Raw genomic sequence first — 18,316 nt, 5'->3', positions numbered from 1 at the left:
GAGTTATGAACTTTTTCTGCCAATGTTCGTTATTTGGTTAAGACATATTGGTCTGTATGCCATTGAAGCAAATGGAAGAGATAGCAAATTCTTCAATTATCTTTCTTCAATATTAATAGGTTATATATTCGTTATTTTTATTATACCAATCGGACTTTTTATTTACGGTATAGAAATCCCTGAGTTTGCTCATCTAACAGTCCCCTTAACTTTTTTGGAATTTGGTTTACTTGTAATGGTATTGTAAGTAGAAACATGATAGATTTAGAAAATAAGGATAATGAATACTATGGAGGATTCACAAAATCAAGAGACTATATTTTTAGGTTCTTCCACCTGTTCTACTTCACATTCTCAATTTACTTACTTCAAAAAGACGTTAATAAATATATTGAAGAATAAAAAAACTCCACTGACTCTTACTTTCCGTCCACTCAAAAGAAAAACCCACAACTAAACAACCCATGAACTACCACAACAAGACATTTAGACCAGTTCAAAATTCAGCCAATGGAGAAACCTCTGAAGAAACTACCTTTGAGTATCAACAAACTGGCAATATTTTGACCTCCGAGTACAAAGGCGGGCATATTGTGAAAGGTCATTTAATCGGGTTAGTGGATGAAAACGGCAACATAGAAATGCGTTACCATCAAATCAATCAAAAGGGTGAGTTAATGACGGGGATTTGTTTTTCTACTCCCGAAATCATGCCCAATGGCAAAATTCGATTGCACGAAACATGGGAATGGACTTCAGGTGATTGTTCCAGAGGACAGTCCATTATTGAAGAGGTGTAGTTATTTGATCTGAAGGAAAGAAACTAAATTTGAACTAACTTATAAACCTAGCATTTCATAAACTTTTTAAAACTCAGAGGAATCAAATATTATTTGACAATTTATTTTGACGTATAATTTAATTATATTTGTACGTAATTAATACAGGCACATATGGAAACTAAGTTGACATTAAGACTAAATGAAAATGTAATCGAACGAGCTAAAGAATATGCTCGTAATCATAAAATTAGTCTATCTAAAATGATCGAATTTTACCTAGATAGCATTACTCAACAAAAAGAAAAGGGAGAAGAAAAAAGTTCTATTACTCCTCTAGTAGAAAGTTTAAGTGGCGTAATAGATTTACCTAATGACTTTGATTACAAGAAAGATTATCGCGATTATTTAGAAAAAAAATACAAATGAAAAAGCTATTTGTCGATACTAATATCGTGATTGATCTATTATCACGTAGAGAACCTTTTTTCGAAGAAGCTGCTATACTATTCTCCCTTGCAGATAAAAAGCAGGTTGAATTATCCATTTCATCATTAACCATCGCAAACACGAGCTACACACTGCTTAGACAAATGGATTCAAGTAAAACTAAGTCAATTTTAAGAAAGTTAAAGTTGATTCTAGAAATTTTACCATTGGATGATAAAGTGGTTGGATTGGCATTGAATGATGATACATTTACAGATTTTGAAGGTGGGCTTCAATATTTTACCGCCGTTGAAAATCAACAAGAAGTAATTATTACACGAAATCTAAAAGATTTTAAAAATTCAATAATCCCAACAATGACTGCTAAGCAATTCATTGAAACATTGGCATAAATATTCTTTACACCCACCACTATGATCACCATTCACCCTTTCGAAAAAGTGCATCAATTGGAAGTGAATGAAATGATGCGAGCAATTGACTCTGAGTTCGAAATTTCTATTTTCAATCCCAATCAACCAACTGATCCATCCATAGATAATTATTGGATAGCGAAACACCACACGGAAATAGTAGGAACCATAAAAGTGATTCAATTCGATGCCGATTGCGCAGTTTTGAAAAGCATGTTTGTGAAGAAAGAATTTAGAGGAAAAGAGTTGGGTACAGCTCAATTGCTACTCACAAAAGTGTATGATTGGTGCAGCTCTGCGGGCATCAGTCACATTTATTTAGGAACCATGAGTCAATTTAAAGCAGCGCATAAATTCTATGCAAAGAATGGATTTGAGTCCATCTCAAAAAAGGACTTACCGAATGGTTTTGTAAATAATTCAGTGGACGATGTGTTTTTTGTCAAAACATTACAGCAACCCGCAACATAATATCAAAAAACTATTCAGCTATCACTCTAACTAACAACTTAGTTGATTCAGTTTAGAATATAAATTGAAATAAGTTTGTTTAAATCTGGATGTTTTTATTTTAGGGCTGCCCAGCCTTTAACTTAAAAAAGGTGTCTTTAACTTTGCGCGCTATAATCTTATATTGCGGTTAAAAGTAGAAAGAGTGGAAAACAAAAAGGACAGCTGGTCGTTTTGTCCAAATTGTCAAGGACGTGGAAAGAAAAGGCATAGGCTTCGTAAAAAGCTACGTCTCCTCTACCAATTGGCATTGGATGAATTCGAAAAAAACGGCCGCCAAGGAACAGCTCCAGTTCGTCCAAAAGGTACTTTATACCCTTGCCCTACCTGTTCAGGTTCGGGTTTGGTTCCTTCAGCAAAACCTCCTGCAGCCGACAAAGAAAATTACCCACATGTGGCCATTATTGGTGGTGGAATCGGTGGCGCAGCCCTCGCAGTGGCCTGTTTACACCGAGAAATTCCATTTACATTGTATGAACGAGACGACAGTTTCGATACGCGCTCTCAAGGGTATGGATTGACACTTCAACAAGCGAGCAATGCGATAAAAGGGTTGGGTATTTCTACTTTGAAAAATGGCGTGGTTTCTACACGACATTTGGTGCATACCACGGACGGAAATGTGATTGGCGAATGGGGAATGCGAAAATGGATGCAATCGGATACACAATCGTCTCCTAGGCGAACCAATGTACACATCGCAAGGCAATCGCTTCGGTTGGCTTTGTTGGAGCAATTGGGAGGACATGATTCTCTGCAATGGGGACATCAATTGGTCGACTTAAAAAAGTGTGAAGCAGGAAAGTCTGAACTCACCTTCCAAGTGGGTGGAAAAACAACAACCACCAAAGCTGATTTGGTAGTCGGTGCTGACGGCATACGCAGTTCGGTGAGGCGATTATTGATTGGCGAAGACCAGGCGCCCTTGCGTTACCTCGATTGCATCGTGATTTTGGGTATTTGTTCGTTGGCTGATTTAAAAACGGTGGAAAGTCCGTTATTGGATTCGGCAACGGTGTTTCAAACCGCCAATGGAAACGAACGCATCTACATGATGCCTTATGATGCAGAAACGGTGATGTGGCAACTCAGTTTCCCAATGGCAGAGGAAGATGCGAGAGCGTTGAGTGCGCAAGGAGCTGCAGCTTTGAAAGCAGAAGCTTGTCGTAGAACACAATGGCACTCTCCTATTCCTGAAATTTTAGCAGCAACGGAAGAAGCTCAAATTTCGGGTTATCCAGTGTATGACCGTGAATTACTAACACCGAAAATATTGGAAAAGCTAGGAGATGTCACCTTAATCGGTGATGCCGCTCACCCAATGAGTCCGTTCAAAGGGCAAGGCGCCAATCAAGCCTTGTTAGATGCTTTGGAGCTGGCTCGCAACATCAGAAAAGAATGCGGTGCCTATACCAATTGGCGAACTACCGGACTAAGAAAAAGTGTGTTGAGGAACTTTGAATCGGAAATGTTGAAACGCAGTGCTATTAAAGTAAAAGATTCAGCAAAAGCTGCAGCATTCTTACATTCAGACATTGTGCTACACAAAGGTAATGAGCCGAGAGGACGTATTTTGAAGCGAGGGGGAAAGAGTTAATATATCTATAAGAATCTAATTCTTCCTGACCATTCCTTCTTCCCAAAATCTTTCTTCATTACAAAAAGAATACATATAACTATTCTTTTTATTTCATTTTTATACATATATGTATACTTCTAACGTGAACGTTTGTATTTACAACACGCCAATTTATAATAGTATTGTTGGAGGAGAATTCAAAACGCTCTCCTCCACTTGCAAGAAAGTAAGATTTTTTGCTATTTTACAGCCTCGTCCAAAAGGACTGGCTAACTGAACAACAAAATGGCTAAAAGTAATTCCAAGAAATCGCCAAAACTAAAGCAGCAACCTAAAAAAGAGACAACTGCAGTAAAAAACACACTCCCTCAACCAGACTTCTTCGAAAGCTTGACGCCAAAAAATGCATTGGTATTGATGGGTAGTTTGCTGCTCGTTATGCTGCTGTTTGTTTTTCGGGATTTTATATTTGGAGGCCGTTTATTCTTGTTTAAAGACATCGCCAGCGATTCCATCAATGTTTTTTATCCTCAATTGGTGCATATTGCCAACTACCTAGCAACGGAAGGCATTCCAAAATGGTCGTTCAGTCAGGGATTGGGACAAAATATACTCCCTTTAAGCATTGGCGACCCGTTCAATTGGATTCTATATTTAATCGGAAAAGACAAGCTCGCATTCGGAATTGCATGGGTAGAAATACTAAAAATATTTACTGCTGGAATGCTGTTCTACTGTTATTTAAGAAGTTTAAAAATCAACTACTTCCCTGCGATAATTGGAGCCTTACTCTACGCATTTAGCGGATTTATGATTGTAGGTTCTAATTGGTATATTTTCACCACTCAAGGGGTATACATCGCCTTGATGCTTTGGGGATTTGAACGTTTATTTCAAAACAAATCATGGTGGATGTTCACCCTTTCTGTTTTCTTGTTCGCTTTCAACTTTCCGTTCGACTTATACTTAGCCGCTCTATTTTTATTGATATATAGCACCTTAAGGGCATTAGAATCGAATAAGAATCAGCCTATTTTTAAACAGTTGGGAATGCTATACCTCACCCTTATCGGTTGTGGAGCTTTGGGTGTTTTGATGAGTACATTCATGCTAGTCAGTACGATTGACCAAGTCATCAACAGCCCGAGAGGAACGGGAGAATCGGCTTTTTTTGCACAATTGATGGCCAATTCGCCGTGGGCGATAATTGAAAGCAAAGAGTTCCTCACCGGTTTAGGTCGATTATTCTCCAATGATTTCTTTTTCGGTGCTCAATTTGAAGTCCTAAATGGACAGAACAAAATGGCTTACAAAGGGTGGAACAATTATTTAGAAGCTCCTGCATTCTATTGTGGACTAAGCACTTTAATTTTGTTACCTCAATTGCTTTTTCACCTCGATAGGCGTAAAAAAATCATTTACATCACTGGTCTTGTATTGGTGCTAATTCCTTTTTTCTTTCCATTTTTCCGCAATGCCATCTGGCTATTTTCAGGAAATTACTATCGAATGTATTCTTTATTTGTATCCCTTGGATTATTGATGTGGAGTATTCATGCACTCCATTTTATCTATAAAAAGCAATCGGTGCATTTGATTACTTTATTCTCTTCATTCTTAGTGGTGGCTTTACTCATTTATATCCCTTTTAATAACGCGACAAATGTGTCGATTGACCATAACTTGCAAAATATTCTATTATTCTTCCTGGTATTGGAAACTTTAGTAATCGCAGGAATGAAATACCAAAACTTTCGAACACCAGCTGTGTATACACTCATGGTGATAGTGGCAATTGAGGCCTGCTTTATTGGAAATGCAACTTTTAACTCCAAGCGTCAAACCGTGTCGAAGTTAGAATTTACTCAAAAAGTAGGTTATAATGATGAAACCATAGACGCGATGGCATTCTTGAAGGAATCTGACCCCACCTTTTATCGAGTTGAAAAGATTGACTTTAGGTCAGGTCCTGCCATACATGCAAGTAACAACGATTCAAAAGTGCAAGGGTATTTTTCTTCACCTTCATACCATTCCTTCAATCAGAAAAACTACATCAACTTTTTAGCAGCGTTAGATGTCATAGATGCTTCAAACGAGCATCAAACTCGATGGGCAGGAGGGTTATTTACTCGTCCACTACTTTTATTATTGACTTCCACCAAATATGCTTTTATAAAAGACAATAACACGCAACGGTTCTGGTTCAAGGATTATATGGATGTTGGTGCCTTGAAAATATTACAAAATCCATTGTTTATCCCATTCGGATTTACTTATGATCAGGTGATTGACAGTCCATCCTTTTTAGAACTAAAAGACGAAACCAATCAAAGCCTGGCGAAGCAGATTACATTATTGAAAGCCATCGCACTTTCACCTGAAGATTTAGTGGCATTTAACGGGTTGTCTAAATTTAACTCCTCCTCTATTAATCTAGAATATGCCCCTGAGATGATTTTGGCTGATGTCAACAATCGACGAGCAGAAACAATGGTGATGACAAAATTCTCTCACAATCATATCACAGGAACCATTACCACTACTTCGGCAAAAGCATTGTTTTTTTCCATTCCATATGATCCTTCTTGGACAATTAAAGTGGATGGAAAAGAAGAGAAACTCTATTTGGCCAATATGGGATTTATGGCGGTTCCATTAACTCCCGGAAATCATACCATTGAATTGGAATTCACCCCACCCTATTGGAATAGTTCCATTATTTTATCAATCCTGGGATTCGCTGTTTTTGGATTATTGTTGTTTGTGAAAAATAGAGCATCAAAAAAACAAATGAACTAATGGAATATATAGGAAAAACAGGGGAATATTTTAGTTTAGATACAGTTAATGCTAATAACTGTCATTTATTAAAGGAACAAAAAAATGAAACCCTTCTCCTACTTTGGTTCACGGAGGGCGAAAATGAATTAATTATCGACGGGAAAAAGTATCATTTTAATGCCAATGAAATCGTTTGCTTAACTCAGTTTCACCAACTCATTGTCCATCGCATAAATGAAGTGAAACTTATGCGATTCAACCGTCCATTCTTTTGCATAATAGATCATGATAGTGAGGTCGGTTGCAAAGGAGTTTTATATTATGGCGCTGCTCAATTACCGATATTGTTTCCGGATGAGATGGAGCTTGAAATATTAGAGACCGCATGGAAAATGTCAGCACTGGAATTTGAAATGAAAGACGATTTGCAGCTGGAAATGCTACAAATGATGCTAAAGCGGACTTTAATACTCTGTACAAGAATATACAACAAGCAAAGTAGTAATCAAGATAAAACTCATCCTATCAACCCTAAACAAAGCGACCTTTTAAGGGAATTCAATTACTTAGTAGAAGTTCATTTTCGTTCCAAACATACCGTTGCTGATTACGCCGAGTTATTATTTAAATCCCCCAAAACACTCTCCAACACCTTCAAAAAGCTAGGTTTAAAGTCTCCTATCCAATTGATCCAAGAACGGCTTCTGTTGGAGGCTAGGCGATTATTGTCCTATACCGAAAAGGACATTTCTCTCATTTCAGATGAATTGGGATTTAATGACATCCAATCCTTTAGTCGATTCTTTAAAAATCAAGAAGGTTGCTCACCTACAGAATACAGACTATCTAAAAAATAGGGAAAAATTGATAAATCATCATGAAATCTAGTCTAACAGAAGGAAGTACTATCGTCGCAACTTTGCAGTGTAAATTTTTAATAACACTAAAAAATATAAACGATGACAGTAACAACATTTTCAGTACCGACAAAATCAGAAGTATCAGAAAACAATCAAGCGATATTTACTAACCTTGAAAAGAACTTAGGTTTTGTTCCTAATCTATATGCCTATTACGCTAAAAGCGAGACCGCATTGGGTGATTATTTAGCATTACAAAGTAGAAAAACCACTTTAAGCAATAAAGAAAAGGAAGTCGTTAATTTGGTGACAAGCCAAATAAATGGTTGTGAATATTGCCAATCTGCCCACACCGCTATTGGTAAAATGAATGGCTTTTCAGAAGATGAAATACTTGAAATCAGAAAAGGAAATGCTTCCTTCAACTCCAAATTAAATGCATTGGCAGAATTCACTAGCAAAGTAGTGACCAATAGAGGGAAAGTAGATTTAATCGCAAAAGAAGCATTTTTTAATGCTGGTTACACCGAAGAAAATATGATTGATGTAGTAGTGCTGATTGGTGACAAAATCATCAGTAATTACATTCATAATTTGGCGGACTTTGCAATTGACTTTCCAATTGCTGAAAAGATATAAAGCCATAATGGGGAGAGCATTTGTAAATGGGCAATCTCTCCCTATTTCTTTACAAAAAATTAAATTCCAGAAAGATGAAAGAAATCAATAACGTTAAAGAATATAACACCTTATTATCCCAAGACAAACCAATTTTATTAGACTTTTACGCAGAATGGTGTGGCCCATGTCAGGCTTTACTTCCAGTAGTTGCAGAACTAGCTGCTAAAAATGAAGCTATTTTCGAAATTCACAAAGTGAATGTAGATCAACAGCCTGAATTGGCTCAACAATTTGGAGTAAGAAGTATTCCGGCTCTATTCTTTATCAAAAACGGCAAAGTGATAGACCAACTACAAGGCAATCAACCCCAATCGGTTCTGCAAGAAAAAATCAATAAATACAGCGCAAACTAATAGCACATCCAATATTTCCACAGCTCCAATTAATCAGCAATGAATAAACCAATTCGAGCGAGTATTGTTACAGAAGAAAGTAACTTTGGATCAAAACTGATAATAATCCCGAAGGAAATAGAAAGATATGATGACTTGGAAAGATGTAATCAACTATGCGAATAATGGCAACTTAACTCCACCAAAACGAGTTGAGAAAGCACCAGAAGAATGGAAAGCCTTATTGACAGATGAAGAATACTATGTTACTCGGCTAAAAGGAACGGAAAGGGCCAATAGCTCTGACTTGTGTAGTCTTTTTGAACCAGGAGTTTATGCCTGTAAATGTTGTGGAACCTTACTCTTTGATGCCAAAGAAAAGTTTGAAAGTGGAACTGGTTGGCCATCATTTACTCAGCCCATTAAAGACAATCACATTGCTCACATTAAAGATACGAGCCACGGCATGATTCGAGTTGAAACCACTTGTAATGTGTGCGATGCTCACCTCGGACACGTATTTCCGGATGGGCCTGCTCCTAGTGGTCTCAGATTTTGCATGAATGCACTATCATTAAAGAAAGTTGAACAGAAAGAGAAGATTTAAAATGACAAAAAAGGTTATAATTGGAGGAGGATGCTTTTGGTGCACAGAAGCCATATTTTCAGAATTGAAAGGCGTATCAGCAGTAAACAGCGGTTACAGTGGGGGGGCTATCAAAAACCCAGCTTATCGAGAAGTATGTACTGGCAGAACAGGTCATGCCGAAGTAGTTGAAGTGCATTATGATGATGAAATAATCAGTTTAAAAAACCTGTTGATTATTCACCTAACCACGCATGACCCTACTACGAAAGACCGTCAAGGAGCAGATATAGGAACACAATATAGAAGTATTATTTTTTATGCTGACGAAGCTGAGAAGCAAATAGCAGAAGAAGCAATTGCGGAAGTGCAAACCGTTTACGATGCTAAAATAGTAACAGAATTGGCCGCATCTGCACCCTTCTATTGGGCTGAGCCTGAACACCAAGATTATTATAAAAATAACAGTGATGCGGGATATTGCCAAGCAGTGATTAATCCAAAACTGAGTAAGTTCAGAAAGCTGTACAGTACTCATTTGAAAGGTTGATTTTGATCACACCAATAGAACAAAAGAAACTCAACATCCTGTTTATTCCAATAGACAGGATGTTTTTTTGTAGTTAAAAAAATTAATATCAGGACTACGGCCCTTGTTCGGACTAAAACTCTATTTTCTACGAAGATTTCAGGGCGCTGCCCCCGCTTTGCTGCAGATAAATTTTCAAACTATTGATTCAAGTTAGTCATACTCCAGACTCAATAACAATCGATAATTAACAATTAGCTTTTATCCTTATTTTTGCAAAAAAAACCACACATGCTTCACCTGAAATTAGTGACTGATCCAAGATGGGTTAATGTAGTAGAATCAAACATTGAAGAGATTTTAACAGATCATGCTTGGTGCGAACAAAAAGCAGCGACCAATGCAATCACGATCATCACCAACAATTCGGAACACGAAGAATTGGTAACCGACTTATTAGCCTTGGCGCAAGAAGAATTGGAGCACTTTCAAATGGTTCATGAAATCATCAAAAAGCGAGGATACACTTTAGGTAGAGAGCGCAAAGACAGCTATGTCAATGAATTGTATAAGTTTATGAACAAAGGTGGTAGCCGACAACAGGCATTAGTTGATCGATTGTTATTTTCGGCGATGATAGAAGCAAGAAGTTGTGAACGCTTTCGGCTATTATCGGAAACCATTAGCGACCAAGAATTAGCGAAATTTTATCGAGAACTAATGATTAGTGAAGCCGGTCACTATACCACTTTCATCACTTTCGCTAGAAAATACGGAAAAGACATTGATGTAGATAGACGATGGAAGGAGTTGGTAGAATTTGAAGCAGAAGTGATTCAGCGATACGGTAAATCAGAAACCATACATGGATAAACAAAAGCTTCCAAGGACACACTCCTTGGAAGCTTTCAATTGTTTAACAAAATATGCTCAAAAGGCATTTAAGTCCATTAATTCCCCATTGGACTTTGGGAATAAAGCAGGAATTAATTTCCTACTTTAAGTTTAAAATCAATGTCTTTAACTATACCTTCCGAGGCTACCTTAAACCCTTCAATCAATTCATTTTCATTTCTATAAAACGAATAATTGGTCCTATAACCATTGCCAAATTCATCTTTCTGTCCTGCAATAAGCTTAATTTTGGGATTCCTTGGATAAGCTAAAAATAATTCATCTCCATTTTTATAGATAGTGTAGGTTACATCTAGTTCTTTTGAGTAATACTCTCCTAAGTAATTATCCAAATTTATTTCGGAAAGCTTGGCCCAAGTCGCACGTTTAAAGTAAAATGGAGTTCCGCCAAAATAGATCAACAAATCACTTTCATTCAATTGGTCAAAAACATAATCAACACTTTCATCATCCATACGACAAAAAGAATTAGCACTTTTTGATTTTAACGGGACGGCATTCCTACCAAGGCTGCTTTTAGCAAACAAAGTATCGTTTTTCAAAACAATTTCCATTTTTAAACAACTGTTTAACTCTTGAAAGCCTCCTTCATATTTTGGCAACTCTGATAATGAATGGATGTACTTTTCTGTTATTACTAATTCTTCCTCAACGTTTGGAACAAAAAAATCAACAATTTGATAGGTGATTTCTACAGGGTTAACAGCCTCAAAATTTGCCAAAATAATAACAGCTAGCTCAATTTCAGGAATAGTGATCATATTTGAACGATATCCCCGAGTCATTCCGCTATGATGAATGGTTTGATACCCTTTATAATCATCCAGGTTAAGTCCTCTAGCATATGTTGAAACGGCACTTGCATTGGTTGAATCAACGGTTGTGAGTAAAAAATCTGCTAAACTTTGATAATTTTGGTCAGGATACAGAAGTAATTGAGCCCATTTGGCTAAATCGTCAACTGTAGACCATAGGCTTCCTGCGCCATAACATGACTCAATTCTAGGATACTTTTTATAAACCGATTCCTCTGATAAAACATATCCTTCAGCTCTATTTTTCACAATACTGTTGTTGTCCACTCTATATGTTGTATTTTTCATCCCAAGCGGAATAAACAGGTTTTGATCCGCAAAACTCTTAAAACTCATTCCACTTATTCGTTCTACGATAATTGTCAACAAATTATACGGTGTATTCCCATACAGCATCTTCTTTCCCGGTTCGTTGTTCAACCCATTTTGTCTTCTCATGAGTTCCAAAATAGATTGGTTATCAAAAAAGTGTTCCTCATAATTGAATCCTGATAACTCAAGTATAGTGGCGTAGTTTCTAAGACCACTGGTATGATTAAGCATATGCCTTATCCTTATTGTATCTCCCCAATCGGGCAATTCAGGAAGATATTTTCGAATATCATCCTCCAAAGACAAATCCCCTTTATTGACTAAAACCCAGATACAAGCTGCAGTAAATTGCTTAGCCATAGATGCTACATCAAAAACAGAAGAGTCTGTATTCTTAATTCCATATTCCAAACTCGACAATCCATACCCCCTATTCAATATAGGCTTACCGTCTTTGATAACACAGACACTAAAACCTGGAGAACTTTCCACTTTGCAGAGAGTGTTAAAAATCGAGTCAATCTTGAGTTCTATAGTATTTTGTGATACCATTAGAAGTGGCCAAAAAGCTGCGATAATTACAACAATATTTCTTCTCATAATTATCAATTTGCAACTAATTGCTTATCAATTACTTGATTTCCTAAAAACACACTCTCATTGACAGCCAATTGCTGCTGAACTCTTGCCAAAATATTCATAGCTAGCTCTGTATTAATTCTTTCAATCACCTTTAATCCACTATCATCTATAGACTTAAGACTAGCGTTATTTAAAGTACCAACAAAAGAATTGTATTGATTCAATGCTGTCATCAGCTCCGGAACAGAAGAATTTAGTCCACTAGTACTCTTATTTTTAACTAGAGTTCCCACCATTTTCTCCAAATTAGTATTTACCTCTGACGTGATTGATTTTAATTGATTAGCTTGCTCGGATGCGGGAATAGCAGCATACAGACTCTGATTTGTCTCGAACAACAACATTGCATTATCGTGCAAGTAATAATGGTTCTCTTGCATCTGATCGGCATATTTTTTACTATAACTTAAGTCAAATAGAGAATACATAATACCTCCGAATGCAATCATCAATACAGAATTAACAATCGTATTGAACTTTATTTCAGGCCGTCTGATACGCGTAAAGAAATAAAGTGGAACATAAAGTGCGGTAAAAATGATAGTTCCAGAATACATCAACATATTGGCATAAGGCCAATGCATAATTTTGAAGATTACCCCCACAGCTATTGCCATTGCCAATAACAATCCAAAACTAAAAACTACTTTATCTGTAGTGGACTCATCGTCTTTTAGCTTAATAATGATTAAAATAGGAAGAAACATAAACGCGAAAGTAAATCCTCCTAAAAGAAATGTAACCGCCGCTCCTGGTAAATGTAGCGACTTCAGAATGGCGCCAACAAGAATAAGAAACACGGTACTTATTCCTGAAATATTCATGATTTTTTTCATGGTATAAAAGTTTTTAAATTGAAGTAAATTGTCTGTCTCTGTTTGTATTTCCTGCAATTCTTCCTTGAAAAATTGAGGCAATACGCGTTCATAGCACTTGTAAAAGTCCTCTTCCATGGTACTTTCATGCTCAATGATACAGCAAATGTGATCGATCAAATTGTCTCGTAGCTCCTCCAAGACTATTCCACGTGCTGCTAAATCATGATCAATGAAAATAACTTCTTCATCGGTGACGTTACGCATTTCCTAATTGGGGGTCTAGATCTAACAAAAACTTCATGGTTTGCATGAATTCGGTCAATTCATTTACTTTTTGGCTTGCAGTAGTTTGGCCTTGCTCAGTGAGTGTGTAGTACTTCCGCACTCGCTTTCCCAAATACTCCTTTTCTGTTTCCAGCTCACCTGATTTCTCCAATGAGTGCAAAGTAGGATACAGCGCCCCTTCCGTAATTTGAATTTTGCCGTTTGTTAAATCTTTTACCCTTTGGGTAATTTCATAACCGTACATTCTCCCTTGCTCTTTTAGCAAGTTCAACACGATGGTTTTTAAAGTTCCTTTAATTAGTTCTGATGAATACATGGAGCAAATATACATAACAATCTTATGTATACAACAATTTAATACCTAATTTTCTTATGCATTAGAGTATTTAGTATTTAAAGTACTTAATTACAGCTCATTAATTTTAAAATTATTTTCAAATAAAAAAGAAAATAATTTAGAAACAGGAAGTAATTTGAATTGTTACACCCACAATCAATACCTTTATAAAAAATAAACAAATGAAAAAAAGAATAACTATTGCCTTACTCTCCTCATTAATAATTGTAGGTTGTGGACAGCCAAAAACTGATGACACAGCTTCTAAGGAATCGACAGATTCCACTATTGTTTTAGAAAAGGCTCCTAACATTGTACAGGAAAGAATGGAGTACCTATCAGGAAATGACACACTAATAGGTTATTACTATTATGACGAAAATTCTACTGAAATGAAGCCGGGAATCATGGTGGTTCATGAATGGTGGGGAAATAATGAATATCCACAAAAACGTGCTAAAATGTTAGCTGAAATGGGTTACGCCGCTTTTACAGTGGATATGTATGGAAATGGATTGACGGTTGAAAGTCCTACTGATGCATCTGAACAATCTGGTAAAATTTACGGCAATCCTGAATTATTGAAAGCTCGAATGATGGCAGGATACGAGAAGTTTGCTTCTTTGGAAAATGTAAATCCTGATCGCATGGCTGCGATTGGTTATTGTTTCGGTGGTACAGTTTCTTTAAATGCGGCCAACTTAGGAGTTCCTTTAGATGCTGTAGTTTCTTTCCACGGAGGTTTAGCAGGTTTTAATGCAACAGAAGAAATGAAAGAAACGGACGTTCTGGTTTGTCATGGATTATCCGATCAATTCGTTTCTGACGCAGATGTGAGCAAATTTAAAGCTGGGATGGATAGCGTTTCAGCAAATTATGATTTTATCAATTACGAGAATGCTACACACGCTTTCACAAATGAAAACTCAACCGAAGTAGGTAAGAAATTTGGTATTCCGATAGCCTACAACGAAGCTGCCGATAAAAAATCTTGGGAAGACATGAAGGCCTTCTTGGAGAAGAACTATCCGCTGTAATGCAATAGAAGTTTTAAGAAAAATTGACCGCCGCGGAATATGCTGCGGTTTTTTTTTGTTCATTTTAATTAGACAACAAGTATTATGCACTATATTTGAGATTATTAACTATAAATTAACCACTATGGATCCATTGGAAGCAGTTGTCTCAGGCCTTGGAATGGCATTTATCTTTTCATTTTTTTTAATCAGTTCGATCATTTGGCTTATAATGGTAATCGCACATTGGAAGCTTTTCACCAAAGCTGGACAACCGGGTTGGGCGAGTATTATTCCCATCTTCAATTTTTACATTTTACTTAAAATCATAGGCAAGCCTTCGTGGTGGCTTATCTTATTATTTATCCCTGTTGCTAATGTCATCATTGCCATATGGTCGACCAACTTATTGGCTAAACGATTTGGAAAAGATGAATTATACACCTTTGGATTACTGTTATTTCCTTATATTTTTTATCCCATATTGGCATTTGGAAGTGCGAAGTATATGCCATTTGGTAGCAATCAAGCAGGAGACTATTTTGGAAATAAGTAATAAAAAAATCAACAAATAGATAGACCGCAGCATTTTATGTTGCGGTTTTTTTATTTCTGATCGTCTATAAAAACTGAAAAATCTGATGATGGTAATCTGAAGTTGGCATACAGCGCTCTAAAAAAATCTTGACCATAATGGTAATAGATGGATGTAAAGTTGTCTTTTCGCTCTTGCAATCCACCATTTGGGAATAAATCCTGCTTCAGACGCTCAATGCGTTCTACCAAAGTAGCTTGTTTGCGCTTTTCTGCTCGCATTAACTTCTTGCTGCTGTGGTCCAAATCATTCAGGTGCTTTGCCAATCGTGCTTTGAAATGAGGAATATACGTTTCATCCAAATCAGCAGCTTTGTCGATTAAAGAAGCATATGCCTTTTCAATCCACTCTTTTTCTTCAGTTATGGATAAATCGTGATTGGCATTTCGTTGCACCAACAATTTCACTAAATCTACTGTAGGAGTAAATAATTCAGTCAAGCTGATGGATAACTCTTGGTATAATTTACTTTGCTTATTGTCTAAAACTGCTGCAGAATTCCTTAAAATCAATGCAGGGAATTGAACCTTAAAGTTCTCAAAAACCGACTTCAACTGAAACCAATATGCCAACTCACCACCTCCACCAATATAGGCTAGATTAGGTAATATAGTTTCTTGATATAAAGGTCTCAACACCACATTTGGGCTAAACCGTTCTGGGTTTGTTTCCAATAAGTTCAACATTTCAGCTTCCGAAAAAGTCAATTCTGTATCGTTGATTTGATACCCTTCCTTTGTTTTTACAATTCGCTCACGAATATCATTTTCGATGTAAAACAAGTTGATGTCTCTTGGATTTACTTGAATTTTATAGTGCTTCGCCAATTCTTCATTGGTCTGCTCTATACAGTCTGACGACACTTCCTTCAACAATTCTTCTTTAAAAGCAGGAATCATCGATTTCTTCAATGCAGCACTATCTCCGTCAATAATCACTAATCCTTCTGATTTGAACAATTCGTGCACCAATACTCTAGTCGCATCCGCTAGATTAGATTGTTGAAAATAAGATTTCTTGAACAATTCTTTAATAAAGGTGGTATTCTCATTGTAATCGCCTAAAAGCTTCTCAAACTCAACAAATACTTCCTCTATTCCTTCTAAATGAAACCGTCCAACAGCACCTGTCTGCCCTGAATTCCATTGTAATTTCTTATTCTTAAAGTTAAAGTGATTGATCTCTTCAAAATCATGATCTTCAGTCGCCATCCAATATACTGGAACAAAATTTTGCTCTGGATATGCGGCTTTCAACTGCTTGCACAAATTGATAATACTGACAATCTTATACACAAAATACAGTGGCCCAGTGAACAAACACAACTGATGACCCGTTGTTATCGTGAACGTATTGGATTCTCCCAATTGAGCAATGTTCTCAAATGTCTCTGGAGCCTTTTTGATTTTTGATTTTGAATATTGAGCTGTTAACTCGGCTACTAAAACCTCACGATCAATCGGTTCCTTACTTTTAGCATCAATGATTCCTTTAAAATTTTCAATACTTGGGTAAGTTCCATAAAACGGTTTTAATCGTTCCGATTGATTCAAATAATCAATGACTATTGGTGAAAAATATCCGGTAGCCTGAAAAGGAATGGTTTGATGCAACATAGTGTTTGTTATGAAATTGGGTCAGCATAAAGGTCAAAATGGTCGGCTTCTCTCACTTTTACATTCACAAAATCGCCGACCCTCACAAAATGATCCTTTTTATGAATTAAAACCTCATTGTCTACTTCAGGAGAATCAAACTCTGTACGACCAATAAAGTAGTCGCCCTCTACTCGATCAATAAGCACTTTGAACTCTTTGCCGATTTTCTCTTGATTCAGTTCAAAAGAGATTCCACTCTGAACATCCATGATTCGTTCCGCTCTTTCTTCCTTCACTTTTTGAGGCACATCATCCACTAAATTATAAGCATGAGTATTCTCCTCATGAGAATAAGTAAACGCACCTAATCGATCAAATCTACTTTCTTCAACCCATTTCAACATTTCTTCAAAGTCTTCCTCCGTTTCTCCGGGGTATCCAACAATTAGGGTGGTACGAATCGCTAAATTGGGAACTTCTTTTCTAAACTTCTCAATCAATGCAGTTGTTTTTGCTTTAGTGGTTCCTCTTCGCATAGATTTCAATACAGAGTCACTAATATGTTGCAATGGAATGTCAATATAATTACAGATGTTATCACGCTCACGCATCACTTCTAAAACATCCTCAGGAAAACCTGTAGGGAATGCATAATGCAAACGGATCCATTCGATTCCTTCTACATCAGACAAATTGCGAAGCAATTCTGCTAAATTTCTTTTCTTGTATATATCTAATCCGTAATAAGTCAAATCTTGAGCGATCAAAATCAACTCTTTTACCCCTTGCGCAGCCAATGACTGTGCATTCTTTACCAATTGTTCAATTGGTGTAGAAACATGCTTTCCACGCATTAGCGGAATCGCACAGAATGAACAAGGACGATCGCAACCTTCTGCAATCTTAAAGTAAGCGTAATGGTTTGGTGTAGTTAATAATCGTTCTCCAACCAATTCGTGCTTGTAATCAGCTTTCAAAGTTTTCAGCAATCTAGGCAACTCACGAGTTCCAAAAAAGGAATCTACTTCAGGCATTTCCTCTTGCAACTCCTCACGGTAGCGCTCAGAAAGACATCCTGTTACATACACTTTATCTACTCTTCCGTCTTTTTTAGCATCTACATAACTGATGATGGTATCAATCGACTCTTGCTTCGCATTATCGATGAATCCGCAAGTATTGATAATCACAATCTCAGAATCATCTTGTTTGGCTTCGTGCTCCACCTCAAAATTGTTCGCTTTTAATTGACTCATCATTACTTCTGAATCAAATATGTTCTTCGAGCAACCTAGTGTAACTACGTTGACTTTGTTTTTCTTTAATGTCTTTGTTTTCATGTATGTAATTGTAGGCGGCAAAATTACAGAAAAACACACACTTCTAGACCCACACAATTTCACTGCTTATCGTTTTGTATTCTTTTAACTTTCTTCGCTAGATGCGTGAAATAATTAATATCTTTCCCGCTCGCTAAATT

General features: G+C 36.7%; 19 protein-coding genes. 14 read left to right on the top strand and 5 right to left on the bottom strand.

Annotation, left to right across the window (positions count from 1 at the left end; all coding sequences use genetic code 11):
- The first annotated feature begins 464 nt into the window (after positions 1–464).
- The 12 genes from GQN54_RS05180 (at position 465) to miaE (ending at position 10,376) form a co-directional block, all read left to right on the top strand.
- Positions 465–800 (top strand): n-acetylglutamate synthase, encoded by a 336-nt coding sequence (locus GQN54_RS05180; RefSeq protein WP_160632452.1) that lies wholly within the window; start codon positions 465–467, stop codon positions 798–800.
- 153 nt (positions 801–953) lie between these two features.
- A complete protein-coding gene (locus GQN54_RS05175; RefSeq protein ID WP_160632451.1) occupies positions 954–1,208 on the top strand; it encodes a DUF6364 family protein in 255 nt (84 codons plus the stop codon).
- Complete coding sequence (locus GQN54_RS05170; RefSeq protein ID WP_160632450.1) at positions 1,205–1,621, top strand: type II toxin-antitoxin system VapC family toxin; 417 nt, start codon at positions 1,205–1,207, stop codon at positions 1,619–1,621. The genes GQN54_RS05175 and GQN54_RS05170 overlap by 4 nt, the downstream gene beginning before the upstream one ends.
- Before the next feature lie 21 nt (positions 1,622–1,642).
- The gene (locus GQN54_RS05165; protein WP_160632449.1) at positions 1,643–2,113 is read left to right on the top strand and encodes a GNAT family N-acetyltransferase; all 471 of its coding nucleotides are present in this window, start codon (positions 1,643–1,645) and stop codon (positions 2,111–2,113) included.
- Positions 2,114–2,297: 184 nt separating this feature from the next.
- Complete coding sequence (locus GQN54_RS05160; protein ID WP_160632448.1) at positions 2,298–3,749, top strand: FAD-dependent oxidoreductase; 1,452 nt, start codon at positions 2,298–2,300, stop codon at positions 3,747–3,749.
- Between the two features lie 267 nt (positions 3,750–4,016).
- Positions 4,017–6,533, top strand: coding sequence for a YfhO family protein (locus tag GQN54_RS05155; protein ID WP_160632447.1), 2,517 nt, complete (start codon positions 4,017–4,019; stop codon positions 6,531–6,533).
- Entirely contained in the window at positions 6,533–7,372 is an 840-nt protein-coding gene (locus GQN54_RS05150; RefSeq protein ID WP_160632446.1) for a helix-turn-helix domain-containing protein, read from the top strand. The genes GQN54_RS05155 and GQN54_RS05150 overlap by 1 nt, the downstream gene beginning before the upstream one ends.
- Before the next feature lie 102 nt (positions 7,373–7,474).
- The gene (locus GQN54_RS05145) at positions 7,475–8,014 is read left to right on the top strand and encodes a carboxymuconolactone decarboxylase family protein (RefSeq protein ID WP_160632445.1); all 540 of its coding nucleotides are present in this window, start codon (positions 7,475–7,477) and stop codon (positions 8,012–8,014) included.
- Between the two features lie 74 nt (positions 8,015–8,088).
- A complete protein-coding gene (trxA, locus tag GQN54_RS05140; protein WP_160632444.1) occupies positions 8,089–8,409 on the top strand; it encodes a thioredoxin in 321 nt (106 codons plus the stop codon).
- 127 nt (positions 8,410–8,536) lie between these two features.
- The gene (gene msrB, locus GQN54_RS05135; RefSeq protein ID WP_160632443.1) at positions 8,537–8,995 is read left to right on the top strand and encodes a peptide-methionine (R)-S-oxide reductase MsrB; all 459 of its coding nucleotides are present in this window, start codon (positions 8,537–8,539) and stop codon (positions 8,993–8,995) included.
- Between the two features lies 1 nt (position 8,996).
- Positions 8,997–9,524 carry a peptide-methionine (S)-S-oxide reductase MsrA gene (gene msrA, locus GQN54_RS05130; RefSeq protein WP_160632442.1) on the top strand — a complete coding sequence of 176 codons (528 nt, stop codon included), beginning with the start codon at positions 8,997–8,999 and terminating at the stop codon, positions 9,522–9,524.
- Between the two features lie 270 nt (positions 9,525–9,794).
- Positions 9,795–10,376 carry a tRNA-(ms[2]io[6]A)-hydroxylase gene (gene miaE / locus GQN54_RS05125; RefSeq protein ID WP_160632441.1) on the top strand — a complete coding sequence of 194 codons (582 nt, stop codon included), beginning with the start codon at positions 9,795–9,797 and terminating at the stop codon, positions 10,374–10,376.
- A gap of 113 nt (positions 10,377–10,489) precedes the next feature.
- Here the strand turns inward: miaE and GQN54_RS05120 are convergent, their stop codons facing one another.
- The 3 genes from GQN54_RS05120 to GQN54_RS05110 are packed head-to-tail and all read right to left on the bottom strand — an operon-like array spanning position 10,490 to position 13,606.
- A complete protein-coding gene (locus GQN54_RS05120) occupies positions 10,490–12,145 on the bottom strand; it encodes a serine hydrolase domain-containing protein (protein WP_160632440.1) in 1,656 nt (551 codons plus the stop codon).
- Between the two features lie 5 nt (positions 12,146–12,150).
- Positions 12,151–13,269, bottom strand: a complete 1,119-nt coding sequence (locus tag GQN54_RS05115; protein WP_160632439.1) for a hypothetical protein — start codon at positions 13,267–13,269, stop codon at positions 12,151–12,153.
- Positions 13,262–13,606 carry a PadR family transcriptional regulator gene (locus GQN54_RS05110; RefSeq protein ID WP_207554827.1) on the bottom strand — a complete coding sequence of 115 codons (345 nt, stop codon included), beginning with the start codon at positions 13,604–13,606 and terminating at the stop codon, positions 13,262–13,264. The genes GQN54_RS05115 and GQN54_RS05110 overlap by 8 nt, the downstream gene beginning before the upstream one ends.
- Positions 13,607–13,809: 203 nt before the next feature.
- Between GQN54_RS05110 and GQN54_RS05105 the strand changes: the two genes are divergently transcribed.
- Entirely contained in the window at positions 13,810–14,664 is an 855-nt protein-coding gene (locus tag GQN54_RS05105) for a dienelactone hydrolase family protein (protein ID WP_160632437.1), read from the top strand.
- Between the two features lie 124 nt (positions 14,665–14,788).
- The gene (locus GQN54_RS05100; protein WP_207554826.1) at positions 14,789–15,199 is read left to right on the top strand and encodes a DUF5684 domain-containing protein; all 411 of its coding nucleotides are present in this window, start codon (positions 14,789–14,791) and stop codon (positions 15,197–15,199) included.
- Between the two features lie 50 nt (positions 15,200–15,249).
- Here GQN54_RS05100 and bshC read toward each other — a convergent pair whose 3' ends face one another.
- Both bshC and rimO read right to left on the bottom strand, forming a co-directional pair.
- The gene (gene bshC / locus GQN54_RS05095) at positions 15,250–16,854 is read right to left on the bottom strand and encodes a bacillithiol biosynthesis cysteine-adding enzyme BshC (protein WP_160632436.1); all 1,605 of its coding nucleotides are present in this window, start codon (positions 16,852–16,854) and stop codon (positions 15,250–15,252) included.
- A gap of 8 nt (positions 16,855–16,862) precedes the next feature.
- A complete protein-coding gene (rimO, locus tag GQN54_RS05090; protein ID WP_160632435.1) occupies positions 16,863–18,176 on the bottom strand; it encodes a 30S ribosomal protein S12 methylthiotransferase RimO in 1,314 nt (437 codons plus the stop codon).
- Between the last annotated feature and the right edge of the window lie 140 nt (positions 18,177–18,316).

The sequence above is a fragment of the Acidiluteibacter ferrifornacis genome (assembly GCF_009909615.1).
In the GTDB taxonomy this organism is placed as follows: domain Bacteria; phylum Bacteroidota; class Bacteroidia; order Flavobacteriales_E; family Vicingaceae; genus Acidiluteibacter; species Acidiluteibacter ferrifornacis.
This window is presented reverse-complemented; position numbering and strand designations above follow the sequence as displayed.

What these genes read in the sequence shown, in the direction of transcription:
- GQN54_RS05180 (WP_160632452.1), top strand. Translation starts at nt 465, where the DNA reads ATGAACTACCACAACAAGACATTTAGACCAGTTCAAAATTCAGCCAAT.
- GQN54_RS05175 (WP_160632451.1), top strand. Translation starts at nt 954, where the DNA reads ATGGAAACTAAGTTGACATTAAGACTAAATGAAAATGTAATCGAACGA.
- GQN54_RS05170 (WP_160632450.1), top strand. Translation starts at nt 1,205, where the DNA reads ATGAAAAAGCTATTTGTCGATACTAATATCGTGATTGATCTATTATCA.
- GQN54_RS05165 (WP_160632449.1), top strand. Translation starts at nt 1,643, where the DNA reads ATGATCACCATTCACCCTTTCGAAAAAGTGCATCAATTGGAAGTGAAT.
- GQN54_RS05155 (WP_160632447.1), top strand. Translation starts at nt 4,017, where the DNA reads ATGGCTAAAAGTAATTCCAAGAAATCGCCAAAACTAAAGCAGCAACCT.
- GQN54_RS05150 (WP_160632446.1), top strand. Translation starts at nt 6,533, where the DNA reads ATGGAATATATAGGAAAAACAGGGGAATATTTTAGTTTAGATACAGTT.
- GQN54_RS05145 (WP_160632445.1), top strand. Translation starts at nt 7,475, where the DNA reads ATGACAGTAACAACATTTTCAGTACCGACAAAATCAGAAGTATCAGAA.
- trxA (WP_160632444.1), top strand. Translation starts at nt 8,089, where the DNA reads ATGAAAGAAATCAATAACGTTAAAGAATATAACACCTTATTATCCCAA.
- msrB (WP_160632443.1), top strand. Translation starts at nt 8,537, where the DNA reads ATGATGACTTGGAAAGATGTAATCAACTATGCGAATAATGGCAACTTA.
- msrA (WP_160632442.1), top strand. Translation starts at nt 8,997, where the DNA reads ATGACAAAAAAGGTTATAATTGGAGGAGGATGCTTTTGGTGCACAGAA.
- miaE (WP_160632441.1), top strand. Translation starts at nt 9,795, where the DNA reads ATGCTTCACCTGAAATTAGTGACTGATCCAAGATGGGTTAATGTAGTA.
- GQN54_RS05120 (WP_160632440.1), bottom strand. Translation starts at nt 12,145, where the DNA reads ATGAGAAGAAATATTGTTGTAATTATCGCAGCTTTTTGGCCACTTCTA.
- GQN54_RS05115 (WP_160632439.1), bottom strand. Translation starts at nt 13,269, where the DNA reads ATGCGTAACGTCACCGATGAAGAAGTTATTTTCATTGATCATGATTTA.
- GQN54_RS05110 (WP_207554827.1), bottom strand. Translation starts at nt 13,606, where the DNA reads ATGTATTCATCAGAACTAATTAAAGGAACTTTAAAAACCATCGTGTTG.
- GQN54_RS05105 (WP_160632437.1), top strand. Translation starts at nt 13,810, where the DNA reads ATGAAAAAAAGAATAACTATTGCCTTACTCTCCTCATTAATAATTGTA.
- GQN54_RS05100 (WP_207554826.1), top strand. Translation starts at nt 14,789, where the DNA reads ATGGATCCATTGGAAGCAGTTGTCTCAGGCCTTGGAATGGCATTTATC.
- bshC (WP_160632436.1), bottom strand. Translation starts at nt 16,854, where the DNA reads ATGTTGCATCAAACCATTCCTTTTCAGGCTACCGGATATTTTTCACCA.
- rimO (WP_160632435.1), bottom strand. Translation starts at nt 18,176, where the DNA reads ATGAAAACAAAGACATTAAAGAAAAACAAAGTCAACGTAGTTACACTA.